The 16,577-nt window shown below is 33.4% G+C and carries 16 protein-coding genes; 5 read left to right on the top strand and 11 right to left on the bottom strand.

The genetic code is table 11. From position 1 onward, the window contains the following. Positions 1–136 precede the first annotated feature (136 nt). The 3 genes from pykF to A9G35_RS04455 all read left to right on the top strand — a co-directional run bounded on the left by pykF (position 137) and on the right by A9G35_RS04455 (position 5,251). Entirely contained in the window at positions 137–1,549 is a 1,413-nt protein-coding gene (pykF, locus tag A9G35_RS04465) for a pyruvate kinase PykF (RefSeq protein WP_065635848.1), read from the top strand. A gap of 107 nt (positions 1,550–1,656) precedes the next feature. Next, positions 1,657–3,714: a polyphosphate kinase 1 gene (gene ppk1 / locus A9G35_RS04460; protein ID WP_065635847.1), complete on the top strand. Its 2,058-nt coding sequence runs from the start codon at positions 1,657–1,659 to the stop codon at positions 3,712–3,714. Between the two features lie 10 nt (positions 3,715–3,724). Further along, positions 3,725–5,251 carry a Ppx/GppA phosphatase family protein gene (locus A9G35_RS04455; RefSeq protein ID WP_065635846.1) on the top strand — a complete coding sequence of 509 codons (1,527 nt, stop codon included), beginning with the start codon at positions 3,725–3,727 and terminating at the stop codon, positions 5,249–5,251. Positions 5,252–5,333: 82 nt separating this feature from the next. Here the strand turns inward: A9G35_RS04455 and A9G35_RS04450 are convergent, their stop codons facing one another. The 3 genes from A9G35_RS04450 to A9G35_RS04440 all read right to left on the bottom strand — a co-directional run bounded on the left by A9G35_RS04450 (position 5,334) and on the right by A9G35_RS04440 (position 10,801). After that, the gene (locus A9G35_RS04450; protein ID WP_065635845.1) at positions 5,334–6,794 is read right to left on the bottom strand and encodes a DASS family sodium-coupled anion symporter; all 1,461 of its coding nucleotides are present in this window, start codon (positions 6,792–6,794) and stop codon (positions 5,334–5,336) included. Positions 6,795–7,034: 240 nt separating this feature from the next. Further along, complete coding sequence (locus A9G35_RS04445; RefSeq protein WP_065635844.1) at positions 7,035–8,000, bottom strand: FAD:protein FMN transferase; 966 nt, start codon at positions 7,998–8,000, stop codon at positions 7,035–7,037. 29 nt (positions 8,001–8,029) lie between these two features. Beyond that, complete coding sequence (locus A9G35_RS04440; protein ID WP_065635843.1) at positions 8,030–10,801, bottom strand: flavocytochrome c; 2,772 nt, start codon at positions 10,799–10,801, stop codon at positions 8,030–8,032. A gap of 550 nt (positions 10,802–11,351) precedes the next feature. Here A9G35_RS04440 and A9G35_RS04435 point away from each other — a divergent pair. Then, positions 11,352–12,401, top strand: a complete 1,050-nt coding sequence (locus A9G35_RS04435; RefSeq protein ID WP_065635842.1) for a dihydroorotate oxidase — start codon at positions 11,352–11,354, stop codon at positions 12,399–12,401. 273 nt (positions 12,402–12,674) lie between these two features. Here A9G35_RS04435 and A9G35_RS12835 read toward each other — a convergent pair whose 3' ends face one another. The 8 genes from A9G35_RS12835 to A9G35_RS04405 all read right to left on the bottom strand — a co-directional run bounded on the left by A9G35_RS12835 (position 12,675) and on the right by A9G35_RS04405 (position 15,729). Then, positions 12,675–12,842 (bottom strand): DUF454 family protein, encoded by a 168-nt coding sequence (locus A9G35_RS12835; protein WP_081300111.1) that lies wholly within the window; start codon positions 12,840–12,842, stop codon positions 12,675–12,677. A 438-nt stretch (positions 12,843–13,280) separates the two neighbouring features. Continuing rightward, complete coding sequence (gene lysC, locus A9G35_RS14080; protein ID WP_442903169.1) at positions 13,281–13,502, bottom strand: Rz1-like lysis system protein LysC; 222 nt, start codon at positions 13,500–13,502, stop codon at positions 13,281–13,283. Next, positions 13,411–13,773, bottom strand: a complete 363-nt coding sequence (locus A9G35_RS04430; RefSeq protein WP_065635841.1) for a DUF2570 domain-containing protein — start codon at positions 13,771–13,773, stop codon at positions 13,411–13,413. The genes lysC and A9G35_RS04430 overlap by 92 nt, the downstream gene beginning before the upstream one ends. 2 nt (positions 13,774–13,775) lie before the next feature. Beyond that, the gene (locus tag A9G35_RS13395; protein WP_176701382.1) at positions 13,776–13,922 is read right to left on the bottom strand and encodes a hypothetical protein; all 147 of its coding nucleotides are present in this window, start codon (positions 13,920–13,922) and stop codon (positions 13,776–13,778) included. A 55-nt stretch (positions 13,923–13,977) separates the two neighbouring features. Next, positions 13,978–14,358, bottom strand: coding sequence for a DUF5675 family protein (locus tag A9G35_RS04420; RefSeq protein ID WP_065635839.1), 381 nt, complete (start codon positions 14,356–14,358; stop codon positions 13,978–13,980). Continuing rightward, entirely contained in the window at positions 14,358–14,654 is a 297-nt protein-coding gene (locus tag A9G35_RS04415; RefSeq protein ID WP_065635838.1) for a hypothetical protein, read from the bottom strand. Before A9G35_RS04415 ends, A9G35_RS04420 begins: the two co-directional genes overlap by 1 nt. A 209-nt stretch (positions 14,655–14,863) precedes the next feature. Continuing rightward, positions 14,864–15,274 carry a type II toxin-antitoxin system death-on-curing family toxin gene (locus A9G35_RS04410; RefSeq protein WP_065635837.1) on the bottom strand — a complete coding sequence of 137 codons (411 nt, stop codon included), beginning with the start codon at positions 15,272–15,274 and terminating at the stop codon, positions 14,864–14,866. Beyond that, positions 15,274–15,729 carry a type II toxin-antitoxin system Phd/YefM family antitoxin gene (locus A9G35_RS04405; protein WP_065635836.1) on the bottom strand — a complete coding sequence of 152 codons (456 nt, stop codon included), beginning with the start codon at positions 15,727–15,729 and terminating at the stop codon, positions 15,274–15,276. Before A9G35_RS04405 ends, A9G35_RS04410 begins: the two co-directional genes overlap by 1 nt. A 130-nt stretch (positions 15,730–15,859) precedes the next feature. On the opposite strand from A9G35_RS04405, the gene A9G35_RS04400 reads away from it, so the two are divergent. Continuing rightward, positions 15,860–16,577 (top strand): IS481 family transposase (locus A9G35_RS04400; RefSeq protein WP_065635835.1); only part of this gene is annotated, 718 nt, incomplete at its 3' end.

The raw sequence follows: 16,577 nt of genomic DNA, 5'->3' as shown, positions 1-16,577 counted from the left end.
TTGTATGTAAAAAAGTAACCTCCATCAGGTACTTATACCTTTTTATATGCCAATGCGTCAGCATTGGTTTTTTTTTTGCGCAAACTCAGTTTATTTAAAATCTAAACATTAACCTTAACTATTAGTAGATAATATTATGAAAAAGACAAAAATTGTTTGTACTATTGGGCCAAAATCTGAATCAAAAGAAATGTTAGCAAAATTATTAAATGCAGGCATGAATGTTATGCGTTTAAATTTTTCTCATGGCGATTATGAAGAACATGGCAACCGTATTAAAAACTTACGTGAAGTGATGCAAGAAACAGGTTTAAAAGCTGCTATTATGCTAGATACAAAAGGACCTGAAATTCGTACCATAAAGTTAGAAGGTGGTAATGATGTATCACTTGTAGCAGGTCAAACATTTACCTTTACCACAGACAAAACCGTTGTTGGAAATGCCCAACGGGTAGCTGTAACTTATGATGGCTTTGCACATGATCTTAAACCTGGTAATCGTGTACTTGTCGATGATGGTTTAATTGCAATGGATGTTAAAGAAATCAAAGGTAATGAAGTTATCTGTACTGTTTTAAATAACGGTGAACTTGGTGAAAATAAAGGTATTAATTTACCGGGTGTTTCAATTAAATTGCCAGCACTAGCAGAAAAAGATAAAAATGACCTCATTTTTGGTTGTGAACAAGGTGTTGACTTTATTGCTGCATCATTTATTCGAAAACGTTCTGATGTAGAAGATATTCGTGCTCACTTAAAAGCTCATGGTGGTGAAAACATTAAAATTATATCTAAAATTGAGAACCAAGAAGGTTTAGATAATTTTGATGAAATTCTTGACGCTTCTGACGGCATTATGGTTGCGCGTGGTGATTTAGGGGTTGAGATCGCTGTTGAAGAAGTTATTTTTGCTCAAAAAATGATGATTAAGAAATGTAATAAAGCATCTAAACCAGTTATTACTGCAACACAAATGCTTGATTCAATGATTAAAAACCCTCGCCCTACTCGTGCGGAAGCTGGAGATGTAGCTAATGCTATTATTGATGGTACAGATGCGGTTATGCTTTCGGGGGAAAGTGCTAAAGGTAAATATCCGCTTGAAACAGTCAATGTCATGGCAACTATCTGTAAACGCACCGACAAAACAATTCCTGCTTCGTTAGAATTAACATCAAAAGATGAAAAATTAAGTATAACCTCAGCAGTTTGTTGTGGTGCTGTAGAAATCGCAGAACGTTTAAATGCGCCGTTAATTGTGGTTGCAACTCGCAGTGGTAAATCTGCTCGTGAAGTCCGTCATTACTTCCCTAGAGCTCGTATTTTAGCGCTTTCATCAAGTCAAAAAACAGTTAATCAATTAGCTGTAACTAAAGGTGTAGAACCAATTTTAATTGATTCAATTAACTCAACTGATGATTTTTACCGTTTAGGTAAAGAGATGGCTGTAAAAGTATGTGGTTTACAGCAAGGCGAAATTATTGTAATGGTGTCTGGTGCATTGGTACCAAGTGGAACAACTAACACAACATCGGTTCATCGCATTTAACGTTAAATTTTCTTTATATAAAATAAAAAAAGCTAGCGACCTGCTAGCTTTTTTATTTACATAAGTTATTCTGTATGAAATATTATTGATAGAGTTAACACACGACCATGATTGAAGAAAAAGTATATTTACCTAAAGAACTTAGCTGGTTATCTTTCAATCAGCGAGTTTTGCAAGAAGCTGCCGATAAAAGCAATCCGCTTATCGAGCGAATACATTTTCTGGGTATATACTCAAGTAACCTTGATGAATTTTATAAAGTACAGTTTGCTAACTTAAAAAAATATGTACTTATTGAGCAAGAACAAGTTCACGCTTCATCTAATGCTAAAAATTTATTACGACAAGTAAATCAAAAAGTTATTCAATTAGAATTGCAATTTGATCAGCTTTATAATGAATTATTATTAGAAATGGCTAGGAATCAAATCTTCCTAATTAATGAAAGGCAACTTTCATCGTATCAAGAAAACTGGATAAAAAATTATTATAAACAAAATTTTAGGCAATATATTACGCCTATTTTGCTTGATAGTCATACCGAACTTATTCAATTTTTAAAAGATGATCATGCCTATTTAGCTGTAGAAATTATTTGTCAAGATAACATCAGTTATGCACTTCTTGAACTGCCAACCGATAATATCCCTCGTTTTGTATTATTACCGTCAGAAGTATCAACTAAGAATAAATCTATTATTTTTCTAGATAACATATTGCGCTACTGTTTATCAGAAATTTTTAAAGAGTTTTTTGATGCTAAAGAATTAAATGCTTATTCTATTAATATCAACAGAGATGCGGAATATGAATTAAATACTGAGTTAGATAGCTTGCTTGAACTCATGTCTCAAGGCTTAAAACAGCGCTTAACAGCACAGCCCGTACGTTTTACTTATCAAAAAGACATGCCCAAAGCTTTATTTGAATTATTGATCAATAAGTTACGATTAACCGAACAAGATGCAATGCCTGGAGGTCGTTATCCTAATTTTAAAGATCTTGTCAGATTTCCTGATTTTGGACAAAAAAGGTTATTAAATAAAAAAATTCCAAGCCTAAGTTATAATCGATTTAAACAGTTTCGTAATGCATTTGATGCAATTAAAGATAGAGATGTATTGCTTTATTACCCTTACTACTCTTTTGGTCATGTTCTAGAAATTATGCGGCAAGCCTCGTTTGATCCCTCTGTTACTCATATTCGAATGAACATTTATCGAGTAGCCAAAGACTCGCGCTTTATCCATGCTGCAATTAATGCCGCTAATAATGGTAAAAAAGTGACCGTAGTGGTTGAGCTACAAGCCCGATTTGACGAAGAAGCAAATATAAAGTGGGCAAAACGATTAATTAGTAGTGGAATTAAAGTTATCTATTCACAACCGAAGCTCAAAATTCACGCTAAATTGTTTTTGATTGATCGTAAAGAAAACGACGAAATTGTTCGTTATGCTCATATTGGTTCAGGTAACTTTAACGAAAGAACCGCCCGAATTTATACTGATTTTTCACTGTTAACAGCTGATCCTGCAATTACAAAAGAAGTTAAAAAAGTTTTTAATTTTATCGAAAATCCATTTAAACCGGTAACTTTCAACCATTTACTTGTTTCACCACAAAATACACGATTACGCTTTAATGAATTTATTGAACGAGAAATAAATAACGCCAAAGCAGGTAAAAAATCAGGAATTTATCTAAAACTAAATGCCATTACCGATAAAGAAATGATCGATGAGCTTTATCGTGCATCGTGTGCTGGTGTAAAAATTAGAATGGTTGTACGGGGAACTTGTGTATTAGTACCACAAATCCCTAATTTGAGTGAGAATATTTATGTAACCAGTATTGTGGATCAATTTTTAGAACATGCTCGTGTTTATATTTTTGAAAACGATGGCAAAAAAGATACCTATATCTCTTCTGCCGATTGGATGCCTCGTAACATAGATAATCGTATTGAAGTAGGTGTAAAAATCTTTGATCCAATAATAAAATCAACTATTCATAATATTTTTGACATACAGTGCAATGATAATGTAAAAGCCCGCATCATTGATAAAGATGCAACAAATAATTATGTACAAAGAGGCAATAAGAAAAAAACTAGAGCTCAATATGCTATTTATGATTATTTGAAACAGATAGAATCATTTGAATAAGGATTTTAAAATGAAAAAATTCAATGAATATGCAGTAGTCGATCTTGGTTCAAATAGCTTTCATATGGTAATTGCTCGTGTTATTAATGGTGCGATACAGGTAATTTATAAAAATAAAAAAAATATACATCTAGCAACAGGGCTTAATGTTAATAATGAACTAAGTGAATCAAGTATAATGCGAGGAGCACAGTGCCTTGCGCTATTTGCTGAGCGATTAAATGGATTCCCACCAGAGCATGTTAGAGTTGTTGCAACTCATACCTTAAGAGTAGCAAAAAATAAACAGAAGTTTTTGATGGCTACAGCTAAAGTATTCCCTTTCCCCATTGAAATTATTTCCGGTCAAGAAGAAGCTCGTCTTGTTTATTTAGGCACAATGACCGCGGAATCAACATTCTCAACTGATACAAAATTTGTAATAGATATCGGCGGAGGATCGACTGAAATTGCAATAGGAAAAGGAAATGATTTAAAACCTTTGATAGTTGCTAGTCGTCCCATGGGTTGTGTCACTTATACAAAACAGTTTTTTCATGATCAAAAAATTAATGCAGCCTCTTTTCAACGAGCAAAACTTGCTGCAGAACAGCAAATTGAAGGTATGGTTAATACTATTAAAAAATTAAATGTTACTGTCGCATTTGGTACATCAGGAACCATAAAATCGATTTATCAAATATTATTAGATCTTGGTGTCTATGATGGCATTATTACACCTAAAAGGCTCGATGATTTAATTGGTTATATTTTAGAATTTGAATCCTTTCACGATATTAACTACCCTTCACTGTCCCAAGAAAGGAAAAATGTCTTTGTTAGTGGGCTAGCTATATTTAGTGGTATTTTTAATGCATTGGGGTTAAAGACCTTACAATTTAGCCCATGCGCATTACGAGAGGGTGTATTTTATGAATTAATTGGCGGTCCTAATTGCCAAGATATTAGACAAAACACGGCACAATCGCTTTCAGAACATTACAACATAGATCAACGCCATGCAAAACAAGTTGTTAAAACTGCAAAATATTTTTTTTCACAATGGCAACAACAAGCGTCAATTAGCATTCCCCCCAATACTGAATCTATTTTATATTGGGCTGCCCTGTTACATGAAGTGGGGTTAACGATTAACTTTTCTTCAATTCATAAGCATTCAAGTTATATTTTAAAAAATAGTAATCTACCAGGATTCAATGAAGAACAACAATTACTATTATCTACGCTTGTTCGTTACCATAGAAAGTCGATCAATATTGATGCTATACCTTATTTTAGTTTGTTTGAATACAAACATATCATATCGTTAATGCAAATTTTAAGATTATCTATCCTAATAAATAATCAAAGAAATTCCGAAATTGATTTACAGGCATTTCAATTAAAATTATTAAAAAATAAACTTACTAAAGTCACGTTAGAAATTAATCAAGAATTTGTTGAAAATAATAAATTGATATTACTTGATTTAAAACAAGAAAAAAAATATTGGAAAGAAATTAAAGATTGGAAACTATCAATTGAATTAATTAATTAGCTATAAAATCTATTTTATAGATAAAAATACCGCCAAATTGGCGGTATAAACAATAATTAAAAATATCATTATCTGCTTGTTATTAACCAAGACCAATAATCTTCCACCATAAAATACCAATAGTAAAAACAATTACTAAATTAACAACACTACAAATAAATCCAACTTTCCACCATGTTTTTACGGGAACAAAGCCTTCAGCAAATAATAACGGGTTTCTTGCATTAGCAAATTGAGTAATAGAACCAAAATAATTAGTACAAATAACTAATGCAAAAATGGCGATTAGTTGTGGAACACCTAGTGCGATAGCGACAGATAAAAATACTGGAAATAGAGCTGCAATATGGGCATTTCCGCTAGCAAAAAAATAATGTAAATAAACATAAGCAACGCTTAAAACAATTATTACAAGTACCCAACTACTTTCGCCTAAATATCCTTCTACAGCACCACCTATGGTGTCACCTAACCATTTTGTTACACCAAGATCATTCACTTTATCAGCCATCATTAATAATGCTGCAAACCAAATTAATGTGTCCCAAGCGGCTTTTTCACCTTTTATATCATCCCAACTCAATACACCCGTTAAGATCAAAATAGTCAAACCAATGAATGCTGTGGTTGTTGAGTCAATACCAAAATTTTTGCCAAAAATCCAAAGCACTAATAATAGGATAACGGTACCAGCCATAATGATTTCTTTAGCGGTAATTGCCCCCATTTTTTTTAATTCTTCTGCTGCTAGTTTAGGAGCTTCTGGCGTTTTTTTAAGTTCTGGATTAGTTAAAAAATAAATAACTAAAGGAATCACAATAAATGAAACTAAACATGGCACAATAGCGGCAACAAACCATTGCCCCCAACCTAATGTAATACCTGGTGATGTTAACACTGATTTAGCAATTAATAAGTTTCCAGTAAAGGCCGTTAAAAACATCGCCGAAGTGATATCATTCACATGGCTAATTGTTAGCATTAAAAAGGTACCAATTCGGTTTCGTGATTCATCTTTAGGGTTTGAATTAAAATTAATAGCTAATGCTTCGGCTATTGGATAAATAACCCCACCAGCACGTGCAGTTGTACTTGGAATCGCAGGTGCTAAAGCTACATCAGTGACGGCTAGACCATAGGCAAGTCCCAATGTATTTTTACCTAAAATCTTCACAAGATAATAAGCAATGCGTTTACTTAGCCCTGTTTTGATAAAACCACGAGCAATCATAAAAGCAATAACAATCAACCAAATAAGGTTGCTATTTAATTCACTTAATGATGTTTTTATCGAAGCAATTGCTGTTTCTGCACCAGATGGCCTTAATACAGCAAAAACGGTAATTGCCAATAAGCCAATAGCTCCAATTGGCATTATTTCGGCCACAATGCAGGCAATAGTAGCCACAAAAATAATACTGGTTTGCCAACCTTGTTGGCTGATACCTTCTGGAGGAGTCACATACAACCAAAGTACTGCAGAAATTGCCGCAATAATGATGAGCGGTAGCCATTTTACTGGCGGTTTTTTTACTACGTTCATAGTATTTTCCTTTTGAATTTAAATATTTTTAATAAGTTAAGATTTAATTCTATTTTTTATTTGATTATTTATTAAGTTTATTCTTTTGAAAAAATAAAAACCTAATAGAATCAATAGCTTTTCTAACCATTTTTATTTAGAATTGCTTGTCTTTTAATTAAAATACATCAAAATAAAGATCAAAAAAAATTCAATAAAATCAATACGTTTCCTGACGGTTTTTTGTTGCTATATTTATGTTTAATTTAGTTTTATTGTGTATTGTTTATCACTTTTTTGAAAAATAAAATTATTAGGATTTACCAATGCTATTGTTTTATTTTTTAACAAAAATATGGCTGATAAATTTGGATGCTTTTGCAAATATTCCCTACTTTTATCAAGTCCCCATCCATAAAAAACCGTAGAATAAATATCACCTTCTAAAGAAGAATCTGAAATTACAGTCACGCTTTCTAATTCATTATCTAATGGATAGCCTGTTTGTGGATCGAATATGTGATGATAAAGATGACCATTTTGTATAAAAAATCGCTCATAAATTCCTGATGTGACAACCGACTTATTTATAACTTTAATTACACCTGATAACTTATCATCTGTTGAAAATGGTTTTCGAAGCCCAATATGCCAATAGCCGTTATCATCTGTTAAAGATGACCCCAACGCAAATACATTACCACCTAAATTAATGATCCCTTTGTAAACTTGATATTGAAGTAAAATCGATTTGATAACATCAGCAATATACCCTTTAGCAATTGCACCTAAGTCAATTTCCATTCCTGTTTTTTTTAAAAAAACAGTCTGTTTATTTGCATCAAGTTCAATATTTTTAGGATCTGTTAATAAAAGTTGTTGTTTAATTAATTTTACAGAAGGAACTTGATCGCCTTGGAAGCCAATTTTCCAAAGTTTAACTAAAGGGCCAATAGCTAAATTAAAACAACTATTAAAGTGTAAACTTATTTTTTGAGCTTGTTCAATCAAAGAAAAAACAGGTCGACTTACTGTAACAGGATGTTGTCCAGCAGCTAAATTAATTGACATAACTTCAGATAGCGATCTGTTAACTGTTAGTTTGTCCTCAAGTATTTTTATAGCCTCAAAAACAGTTTTCACTGCGGTTTCATTAGGCTCTAAAAGCATTAATGAAACCGTTGTTCCCATTAAATGTTGAGTATATTCATAGTTTGCATTTACCATGCTAAACAAGCTCAAATAGTTGTAACAAATTAATGTTTAATATAATCAGCCGCTTTTTTACCTGCTTGTGTACCAAATATAATAATATCAGCAACAGCATTACCACCAATACGATTGGCACCATGTACCCCACCCACAACTTCACCAGCTGCAAATACACCTTGGATTATCTGTTTATCAGCATCTAATACTTGTGTTTGAGTGTTAATTGTTACCCCTCCCATTGTATGGTGGACACCTGGTGCAATTTTTATTGCATAAAAAGGTCCTTTTTGAATTGGATGACGCATACCAGTAGTTCGCCCAAAGTCTTCATCGTGTTTAGCTGTCACAAATTGATTGTAGCGTTCAACCGTTTTCGCTAATGTTTTACTATCAATCGATAGTTTTTGGGCTAATTCCTCAAGCATATTAGCTTGGCTTACAAGTTCGTTTGAAACATATTCCTCAACAGATCTATTTTCATCTCGAACTTGTTGATCAAATAGGATATAAGCATAATGTTCAGGTAATTTGATAATTTCAGCTGAAACATTGTCTCTTGTATCAAGTTCATTAACAAAACGTTGACCTTTTTGCGATACCAATATTGCACCACCACCACGAATAGATTCAGAAATTAAATATGATGTTGTTTGTTCAACTGTTGGATGAATTTGTATTTCACCCATATCAACAGTTCCTGCGCCTAATTTCTCTAATAACATAATACCAGAACCGGTTGCCCCTTTATGATTGGTAGTGACAAATCCTTTAAGATCAGGGCGATATTTTTCAACCATTGTAGTATTAGCACTAAATCCGCCTGTTGCAATAATAACGGCTTTGGTTTTTATTAAATGAGTTGAACCATCCTCTTCTGAAACTTTAACACCAATAACTTTATGGTTTTCGGTTACAATTTCAGTAACAGCAGTATCAAGCATAACTTCAATATTACGTTTATTAATATTTTTAACTAAACCACTAATTAAAAAACCACCAACAGCAGCACCACTTTCAGGACGATGAGTTCGATCAATGCTCATTCCCCCCGTTGTGGTAATACCACTTAATTCAATACCGTTATCATCTAACCAATTAATTGCATTTGGCGCATTTTCAACAAAATAACGCAGTAACTCGGGATTATTTTTATTTTTTCCCCCAGCCATTGTTTCTTTATAAAAGAGCTCTTTATTGTCTACAATACCTTTTAGCTTTTGGAATTTGGTTTCTGCAGCATTCATACCTGCCGAGGCTTTATTAGTATTACCACCAATCACAGACATTTGCTCGATAATAATGACATTTGCACCAAGATCATGTGCTTGAATCGCCGCAGAAAGCCCTGCTCCGCCACTACCAACAACCACAACATCAAAAGCGCGATCATTAGGATCACCACCTTCGGCAATAATTGCTTCTTTATTAGATTTTGCCATCGCTTTAGTTACAGCTTTTTTAAATGCCTCACATTGTGTCGTTGCGCCAGAAATAGCATCAACATGTGGACTGTTAGAGTCAATAATTCGATGCTTAATTTCAGTAAAATTATTTAATACTTCTCTATCAAAGTTGTTAGCATTAACGAGTTGTATATCTTTGATAAAATCATTTCCTAATTCAACATTAATCAAAAATTCATAAGATTCATCATTAACTTTTTCTTGATAATTACCAGGTTTGAATTTTTTAACATTAAGGTTCACATCCCGAATCAAACTTTCAACAAGCGAAAAATGCCATAAAGGTTCAGGAATATTTAGTTCTTCACGCTTATCACTATTGATAAAAAGTTCAAGCTTTTCACCTTTTTCAATACGGTCAATCCAATCAGGATAAGCAATACAAGCGCGGCCAACCGCAACTAAATCATAACCATTATTAATAGCATCTTCTACATCACTTTGATTAACAACATTTCCGACACCAACAACAGGGATTTTCGCTAATGTTTCAGATCGCATTGCCACATATTTTTTAATTAATGGCGTTGGATCTTGTGTATCAACAATGGATGGCCTAAGTGTTGTTCCCATTGAAAAATGAATATAATCAAGCCTCTTTTCAGCCAATTTTTCAAGCAAATACATAGAATCATCAAAACGAATTCCAGGCACTTCTAACTCTTCTGGTGAAAAACGATATCCAACAATAAATTCAGGAGTTGCATATTGCTTAACCATGTTATGGGTAACATCTAAGATAGCAAGAGGGAACCTTGTACGATTATCACGATTTCCACCCCATTTATCATTTCGTTGATTTGAATTAGGAGAATAAAATTGTTGAATTAAATAAGTATTAGCTCCATGGATTTCTACCCCATCAAATCCTGCTTGAATTGCACGACGTACTGCTTGACCAAATTTGTCAATCATTTCGTCTACTTCTTCTGCCGTTAATGCAATTGGTGTAGGCGCATTTGGACGTGGGGCTGCAATCGCACTAGGCCCTACTGGTGATTGACCTCCAATTAATTTTGGTTCAACCATTCTTCCACCATGATAAACTTGAATAATGGCTTTCGATCCTTTTTCTTTGATCACTTTAGCAATTTTAGCTAAGCCTTCAATCTTATCATCACTATCTAAACCAATAGCACCAGGGAAAGCTAATCCTTTGTCGTCAACAAATCCACATTCAACAATAATAGTGCCGATTGTTCCTGATCTTGCTCGATAATATTCAATTAAATCATGCGTAACAGAACCATCATAAAAACCGGAACAAGTTGTCATTGGAGCCATCATAATACGGTTTTTTAGTTCAGCACCATTAGGCAGTGTCAGCGATTTAAAAATATTTTCATTTTTCATTTTTATATACCTAATCATTATTATTCAATCTTCATAACTACCGATAATGATAACATTAACAATAATTATTCTCCAATTACATTAATTTCATTAATGCCTGTTTTACTAATAGTAAATAGTGATTAGTATCATTTTTTCGACAAAATTTTTTTAGTTTTATTAGTTAATTAAAAAATTATTAATATAAATAAAGTAAAATTCTGTCAATTTTTGATGTTTTATTGCGCTTTAATTGTCAAATTCACAATTAAAAAATCTAAAAAAAAACACTTTAACCTTTTCATTTAGTTATATATTTTTTGTGATTTTTATGTTGAACTTTAAATTATCTGAGATAGAATATTTTGAAGTATAACGCCAAGGGACTATAGGAATGTTTGTAATACCAATTAACAGATTAAAATCAACTTTCGATTTTTTATTTATTCTATTTTTTAATCCTCCTTTATGGAGGATTTTTTTTGGCTTTAAACCTCATATCTATCCATTTTTTTTTATTACATATTAATAGTCAATTTTTCGTTGAGAATACGCACAATCAGGAGACAGTATGAAATCTTTAACCCCTTTTTATGATCCAACTATAAGTTATGAAGATAATTATGCTCAAGGTCCATTTGGACTTTTTAAACAATTAGATAAAGCACAACAAGTCTCAACAAAACCTTCAAATTTTTTAAATGTTGAGGTTAATTTACCATTTGGTCAACCAGCAGGCCCACTACTAAACGCAAACTATATCAAAGCTGCTTTTGCTTATGGATTCGACTTATGTGTATATAAGACAGTAAGAACTAAATTACATAAATGTCACCCATTACCTAATGTTTTGTCAGTCCATCCTAACGGTAAATTGTCATCTAACTTAGATACTGTGCTAGCCGATACCAATTACAATCAACCATTATCAATAACCAATTCGTTTGGAGTTCCCTCTTTTTTGCCTGATGTTTGGCAACCAGATATGGCTGATGCAGTAAAATCTGCGGGTCATGGACAATGTGTTATTGGTAGTTTTCAAGGTACACAAGGTAATGGTGAAATTGAAAAAGATTATGCTTTGGCAGCAAAATTAGTCCGCGAGACAAATGCTCCTATTCTTGAAGCAAATTTAAGTTGCCCAAATGAAGGTGCTAGCAAGTTACTTTGCTTTGATGTTGATAAAGTTGAACGAATTGTTAATGAAATTAAAACTGCAGTACCTGATCGTCCACTTATATTAAAGTTAGCTTATTTTCCTGATGATGAAAGGATCGTTTCTTTATTAACCCGCGTAGGTTCTATTATCGACGGTTTAAGTGCAATCAACACTCTATCAGCTAAACCTGTTGATGCTAAAGGAAACCCTGCTTTAGGTGAAAATAGAAAAGAAGGTGGTGTCTGTGGCGATGCAATTCGTTGGGCTGGTTTAGATATGGTGAATCGTTTAGCTAAATATCGTAAACAAATGGATCTAAAATTTGCTATTGTCGGCGTCGGTGGAGTTAGTTCTAGTGAACATTATCATCAATTTATAAAAAATGGTGCTGATGCAGTTATGAGTGCAACTGGTGCTATGTGGAATCCACTCCTTGCGATAGAAATAAAAAAGAGTCTTTAACTTTAACTAATAAATATTAAAAGTACGGGGCATTTTGCCCTGTATTTATGATCTAATAAATACAAAATGGCAATCACTTTTTTTAAAATAAGAATAACCCAAAATAAGATGTGCTAAAAATACTATCGCTAACATAATTCTGACATGTAAATAATCAAAAAGAATAAAAGGAATAAGTAAAACAACAAATACCATGATTATCATTTTTAATAAATTTAATTTTGTTTTGTTGTTCTCTTCTTCTATCAATATTTTTTTAATATAATCTTGATATTAATGACTTTTAGTAAAATAACGGTAAAGACGATCTGAGCTATTCAACCAAAGATAAGCCGTTAATAAATAAAATGGTACAGTTGGTAAGAGTGGTACAAAAATGCCTACTGTTCCCAATATAAATGAAAGACTACCGATAATAATAAAAAACCATTTTTTTAACATCGTACCGTTTACCAAAATACTCAGCCACCTTTAAAGATGTGGTCATTACTTGATTACCTTGTAAAGTAACCATGTTTTCAAATTTGAATTGAGTTAATTGCATTTGAATGTCCTCTATAGAATGAGCCTAAGTCACACAGAATAAACAGCCCCAAGAGTTAAGACATTAGCTGTCATTCTCTCAGGCTCATTCTGTAAAGCTCTTGGTTAATATTTGCCGTGTGATGGCATTATGATTGATTGAAAAGTGAATTGGGTTTGTGGTGTTTCAAACATTTTAGGTATAAAAAAACCGCAATTAAGCGGTTTGATTAAATATGCAGTTATTTTTTATAACTGCTCGGAATTTTTATACTTTATGCGGTAAAAGTGAATAGTTATTTAAAATTGGCTGAGTGTTTTTTTATTTAGCTGCGCCAACACTCAGCCGATGCGCTTTTATTCATTAGCAATTTCTTTTATCGCCCTTTTATCCGCATTACACTTCTCAATAATATTTAGCAAATGCTCGTTATATCTGAGACTATAGCCGAAAGTCATTAATTTAGGCGGTAAATTTGGTAGGCAATCACTTAATAGATTTGCTGGTATCGGTCGATTGACGTAAACCTTTCGCTCTGTTGTACAGGCTGTTAGAGATAACACTAGGAACACGCTCATTAGCACAGTCATTATTTTTAAGTTGCTCATTGATTTGCTCCTGCCGTTCTAGTGATTGGTTTTCTAACTCACGCTTGCTTTGTTCGTTATCAGATATGATTTGATTGTTTTTAGCGATTCTCTGGTTCAACTGTTCGATTTTTCCGAACAGTTCAGCTTTATCTTTTTGTAGCTGTTTCTTCTCTTGATAATTGTTGTAACCGAAATGGACAGCAAATGCAAAACAGATAAGAATAAGAAAGTCTATATGTGACATATTCAATTTATGCATACTCAAGCCCAAACCACGATAACTGCATCAATATTACTTCCAGTTTCAATAACCTGATGAATATCCCACCCGTACTTATCACTATCTTTAACTTTACTCATTGCTATATTTAACGCTTCATCTTTACTTAACGCTCTTATGAGCATCACTAACCGACGAACATCAAACGGATTGCGAGAATTTATTCCATACGTGCAAATATATCTATTCATAAGCTTCTACAATTTCCAACTTAAATGACTGCCCGTTAAGTTCGTTCATCAGCAAATTTAACGCCTTTCTACTTTCAAATAACTGGGTGTCGTTATTGCTCATGCCTACCAAAATACAGCCTTGTGTATCTTTGGTCCAATTACCTGCATGGATTAAAATATGGGAACGATTAGGAACGTCTTTAACTTGATATACGCGACCAAACTTTGGTGAATTAACGATATCGCATTGATATATAGGAGCAGGAATACATGAAATTTGACGTTGATTATCTTTCCACGGCAGTTCTAAGGTTGACAAAACCGTACCTGACGGTAGTTGTAGTTTACCAAACGTACTATGCTCGCTTGTTTTTAATCTTGTTAGCTTCATTAATTCCCTCCTGATTTATCTTTGAATCTATCAGCAATATTCTTTATCATTTCAGCACCTAGCCAGCTCGCAATGCTTATAGCGCAATATTTTTCTTCATCTATCCAGTGCCTACTTGTAGCTATCCAAGCCATTAGCTGCCCTGCATATAATGCGACTATCACTTGACAAATGACTACTTTTAGCGTAAATGATTTACCGTTTAAAATATCAAACGCTATTTTTGCAATAGAGCCGACAACAGCAGTTATTAACTGGTATAGCCAATCATAATTATTAGGATCTTTGATTGGCATAATTAATTCTTCTTGTTAGTTAATGATGTGACAGCGTACTAGCTAAATATTAGTTAAGTGTGTGTCTAGCTTTGCTGTCGATTCTGTGGAAATAAATAGACCTAAACGTGATTACAGAAGTTTAGGCACAGTTATGACTCGACGACATCGATGTCGCCGACATGCATGAAATTTGGACATAAAAAAACCGACTTTCGTCGGCTTATAAATTAAGAATAATGTTCCGTTGTCTCAAGTAAAAGATCAGCTTTATAATTAGATAGCAACTTTAATGCCAAAGCAGCCCCTTCAATATTAGCCTCATCCGTTGCTGCAAATAATGTCAGTTTAACTAATTCATCAGATGGATTTAAATCATATCCGTTTAAAAGCAAAAAAATGCTAGTCGCCTGAAAAGCTGTTCTCTTATTTGCATCCATGAAAGCATGAGCTTTTGCTATTGCAATTAAATACATTGCCGCAAATTTGAAAACATCTTGACAACCTTCATAGTCCTTTAAAGTTTGTATTCTAAATAATGCCCCTTCTAACCTACCAATATCTGGTGTTCCGCTATTTGGAAGTGTTGATTTTTGAATTGCAATCACCTGATCAACCGTAAGAAACTTAATTTCTTTCATTACTTATCTTCCAATTTTTTGATAACTTCAGCATGTTTTTTTTGCGTCAAAATTAGTGCTTCTAAAAATTCTGGAGACAAACTAGATTTAGACTTTTGTATTTCCTTTATGGTTTTTGTAGCTTGTTTAAAACCTGGTAATTCAACTACATTTCTCAGTTGTTTAAAAGCATGTGATTGCATTAACTTTATAACCTCTGCATTCAGCGGTAATGAGACAGCCAATGATTGAGCTGAAGAAGTAGCTGAAGTTTTCTCACACTCACATGTCTTGTGGAGATCTACAAATAAGCTCTCTTCTTTATGAATATTATCGTTAATTTGCGAAATGGAAGAACCTTGCAAAATAACATCAGGTTTACCCTTTTGAGTTATTATTACTGATTCTCCAGACCTTAGTTTATCAAGAATATCTGAAAGTTCAGATCTCATATTAGTGTAAGTATATTTATTCATACGTTCTCCTGTACATGTACAGGTTAGCACGATTTAATACTGAACACAATATAATAATACGGGTTGACTGCAACAGTCTTTACTTAATCTGACATTGAGTTATTTTATAACACAAAAAGGAGAGGCAGAAATGAATCAAACAGCCAAAATTATTAAACCAAAATTAGGACTACTAGAATTAGCTAAGCAACTCGGTAACGTTCAACAAGCTTGCAAAGTCATGGGATACAGTCGAGATAGCTATTATCGCTTTAAAAAATTGTATGAGCAAGGTGGTGAGCTTGCGCTTCAAGAAATCAGTCGTAAAAAGCCTATCGAAAAAAATCGGGTAGAGCCACATATAGAACAAGCCGTTGTCAATATGGCTTATGAATATCCAGCTTATGGGCAACATCGAGTTGCCAATCAACTCCGCCAAGAAGGCATCATGGTGTCAGGGAGTGGTGTACGCTCTATTTGGCTACGTCATGATTTAGAAAGTTTTAAAAAATGCTTAATAGCCCTAGAAACCAAAGTGGCACAAGAAGGATGTGTGCTCACGGAAAATCAATTACAGGCCCTTGAAAAAGCCAAAGCATCAAAAGAAGCGCATGGTGAAATTGAGACACATCATCCGGGTTATTTATGTGCACAAGATACCTATTATGTAGGACACATTAAAGGCATAGGGAAAATATACCAACAAACATTTATTGATACCTATTCCAGACTCGCTTTTGCTAAAGTCTATACCGAGAAAAACAGTCTGATTGCTGCCGATATGCTCAATGATAAAGTCCTTCCTTTCTTTGACAGGGAACAAGTGCCGCTGTTACGCATTCTTACAGACCGAGGTACGGAATATAATG

Origin of the sequence: Gilliamella sp. Choc5-1 (genome assembly GCF_001690595.1) — a bacterium.
In the GTDB taxonomy this organism is placed as follows: domain Bacteria; phylum Pseudomonadota; class Gammaproteobacteria; order Enterobacterales; family Orbaceae; genus Gilliamella; species Gilliamella apicola_M.
This window is presented reverse-complemented; position numbering and strand designations above follow the sequence as displayed.

Bases quoted from the DNA above. Each gene is read 5' to 3' on its own strand.
- pykF (WP_065635848.1), top strand. From the start codon at position 137: ATGAAAAAGACAAAAATTGTTTGTACTATTGGGCCAAAATCTGAATCA.
- ppk1 (WP_065635847.1), top strand. From the start codon at position 1,657: ATGATTGAAGAAAAAGTATATTTACCTAAAGAACTTAGCTGGTTATCT.
- A9G35_RS04455 (WP_065635846.1), top strand. From the start codon at position 3,725: ATGAAAAAATTCAATGAATATGCAGTAGTCGATCTTGGTTCAAATAGC.
- A9G35_RS04450 (WP_065635845.1), bottom strand. From the start codon at position 6,794: ATGAACGTAGTAAAAAAACCGCCAGTAAAATGGCTACCGCTCATCATT.
- A9G35_RS04445 (WP_065635844.1), bottom strand. From the start codon at position 8,000: ATGGTAAATGCAAACTATGAATATACTCAACATTTAATGGGAACAACG.
- A9G35_RS04440 (WP_065635843.1), bottom strand. From the start codon at position 10,801: ATGAAAAATGAAAATATTTTTAAATCGCTGACACTGCCTAATGGTGCT.
- A9G35_RS04435 (WP_065635842.1), top strand. From the start codon at position 11,352: ATGAAATCTTTAACCCCTTTTTATGATCCAACTATAAGTTATGAAGAT.
- A9G35_RS12835 (WP_081300111.1), bottom strand. From the start codon at position 12,842: ATGTTAAAAAAATGGTTTTTTATTATTATCGGTAGTCTTTCATTTATA.
- lysC (WP_442903169.1), bottom strand. From the start codon at position 13,502: ATGAGCGTGTTCCTAGTGTTATCTCTAACAGCCTGTACAACAGAGCGA.
- A9G35_RS04430 (WP_065635841.1), bottom strand. From the start codon at position 13,773: ATGCATAAATTGAATATGTCACATATAGACTTTCTTATTCTTATCTGT.
- A9G35_RS04420 (WP_065635839.1), bottom strand. From the start codon at position 14,358: ATGAAGCTAACAAGATTAAAAACAAGCGAGCATAGTACGTTTGGTAAA.
- A9G35_RS04415 (WP_065635838.1), bottom strand. From the start codon at position 14,654: ATGCCAATCAAAGATCCTAATAATTATGATTGGCTATACCAGTTAATA.
- A9G35_RS04410 (WP_065635837.1), bottom strand. From the start codon at position 15,274: ATGAAAGAAATTAAGTTTCTTACGGTTGATCAGGTGATTGCAATTCAA.
- A9G35_RS04405 (WP_065635836.1), bottom strand. From the start codon at position 15,729: ATGAATAAATATACTTACACTAATATGAGATCTGAACTTTCAGATATT.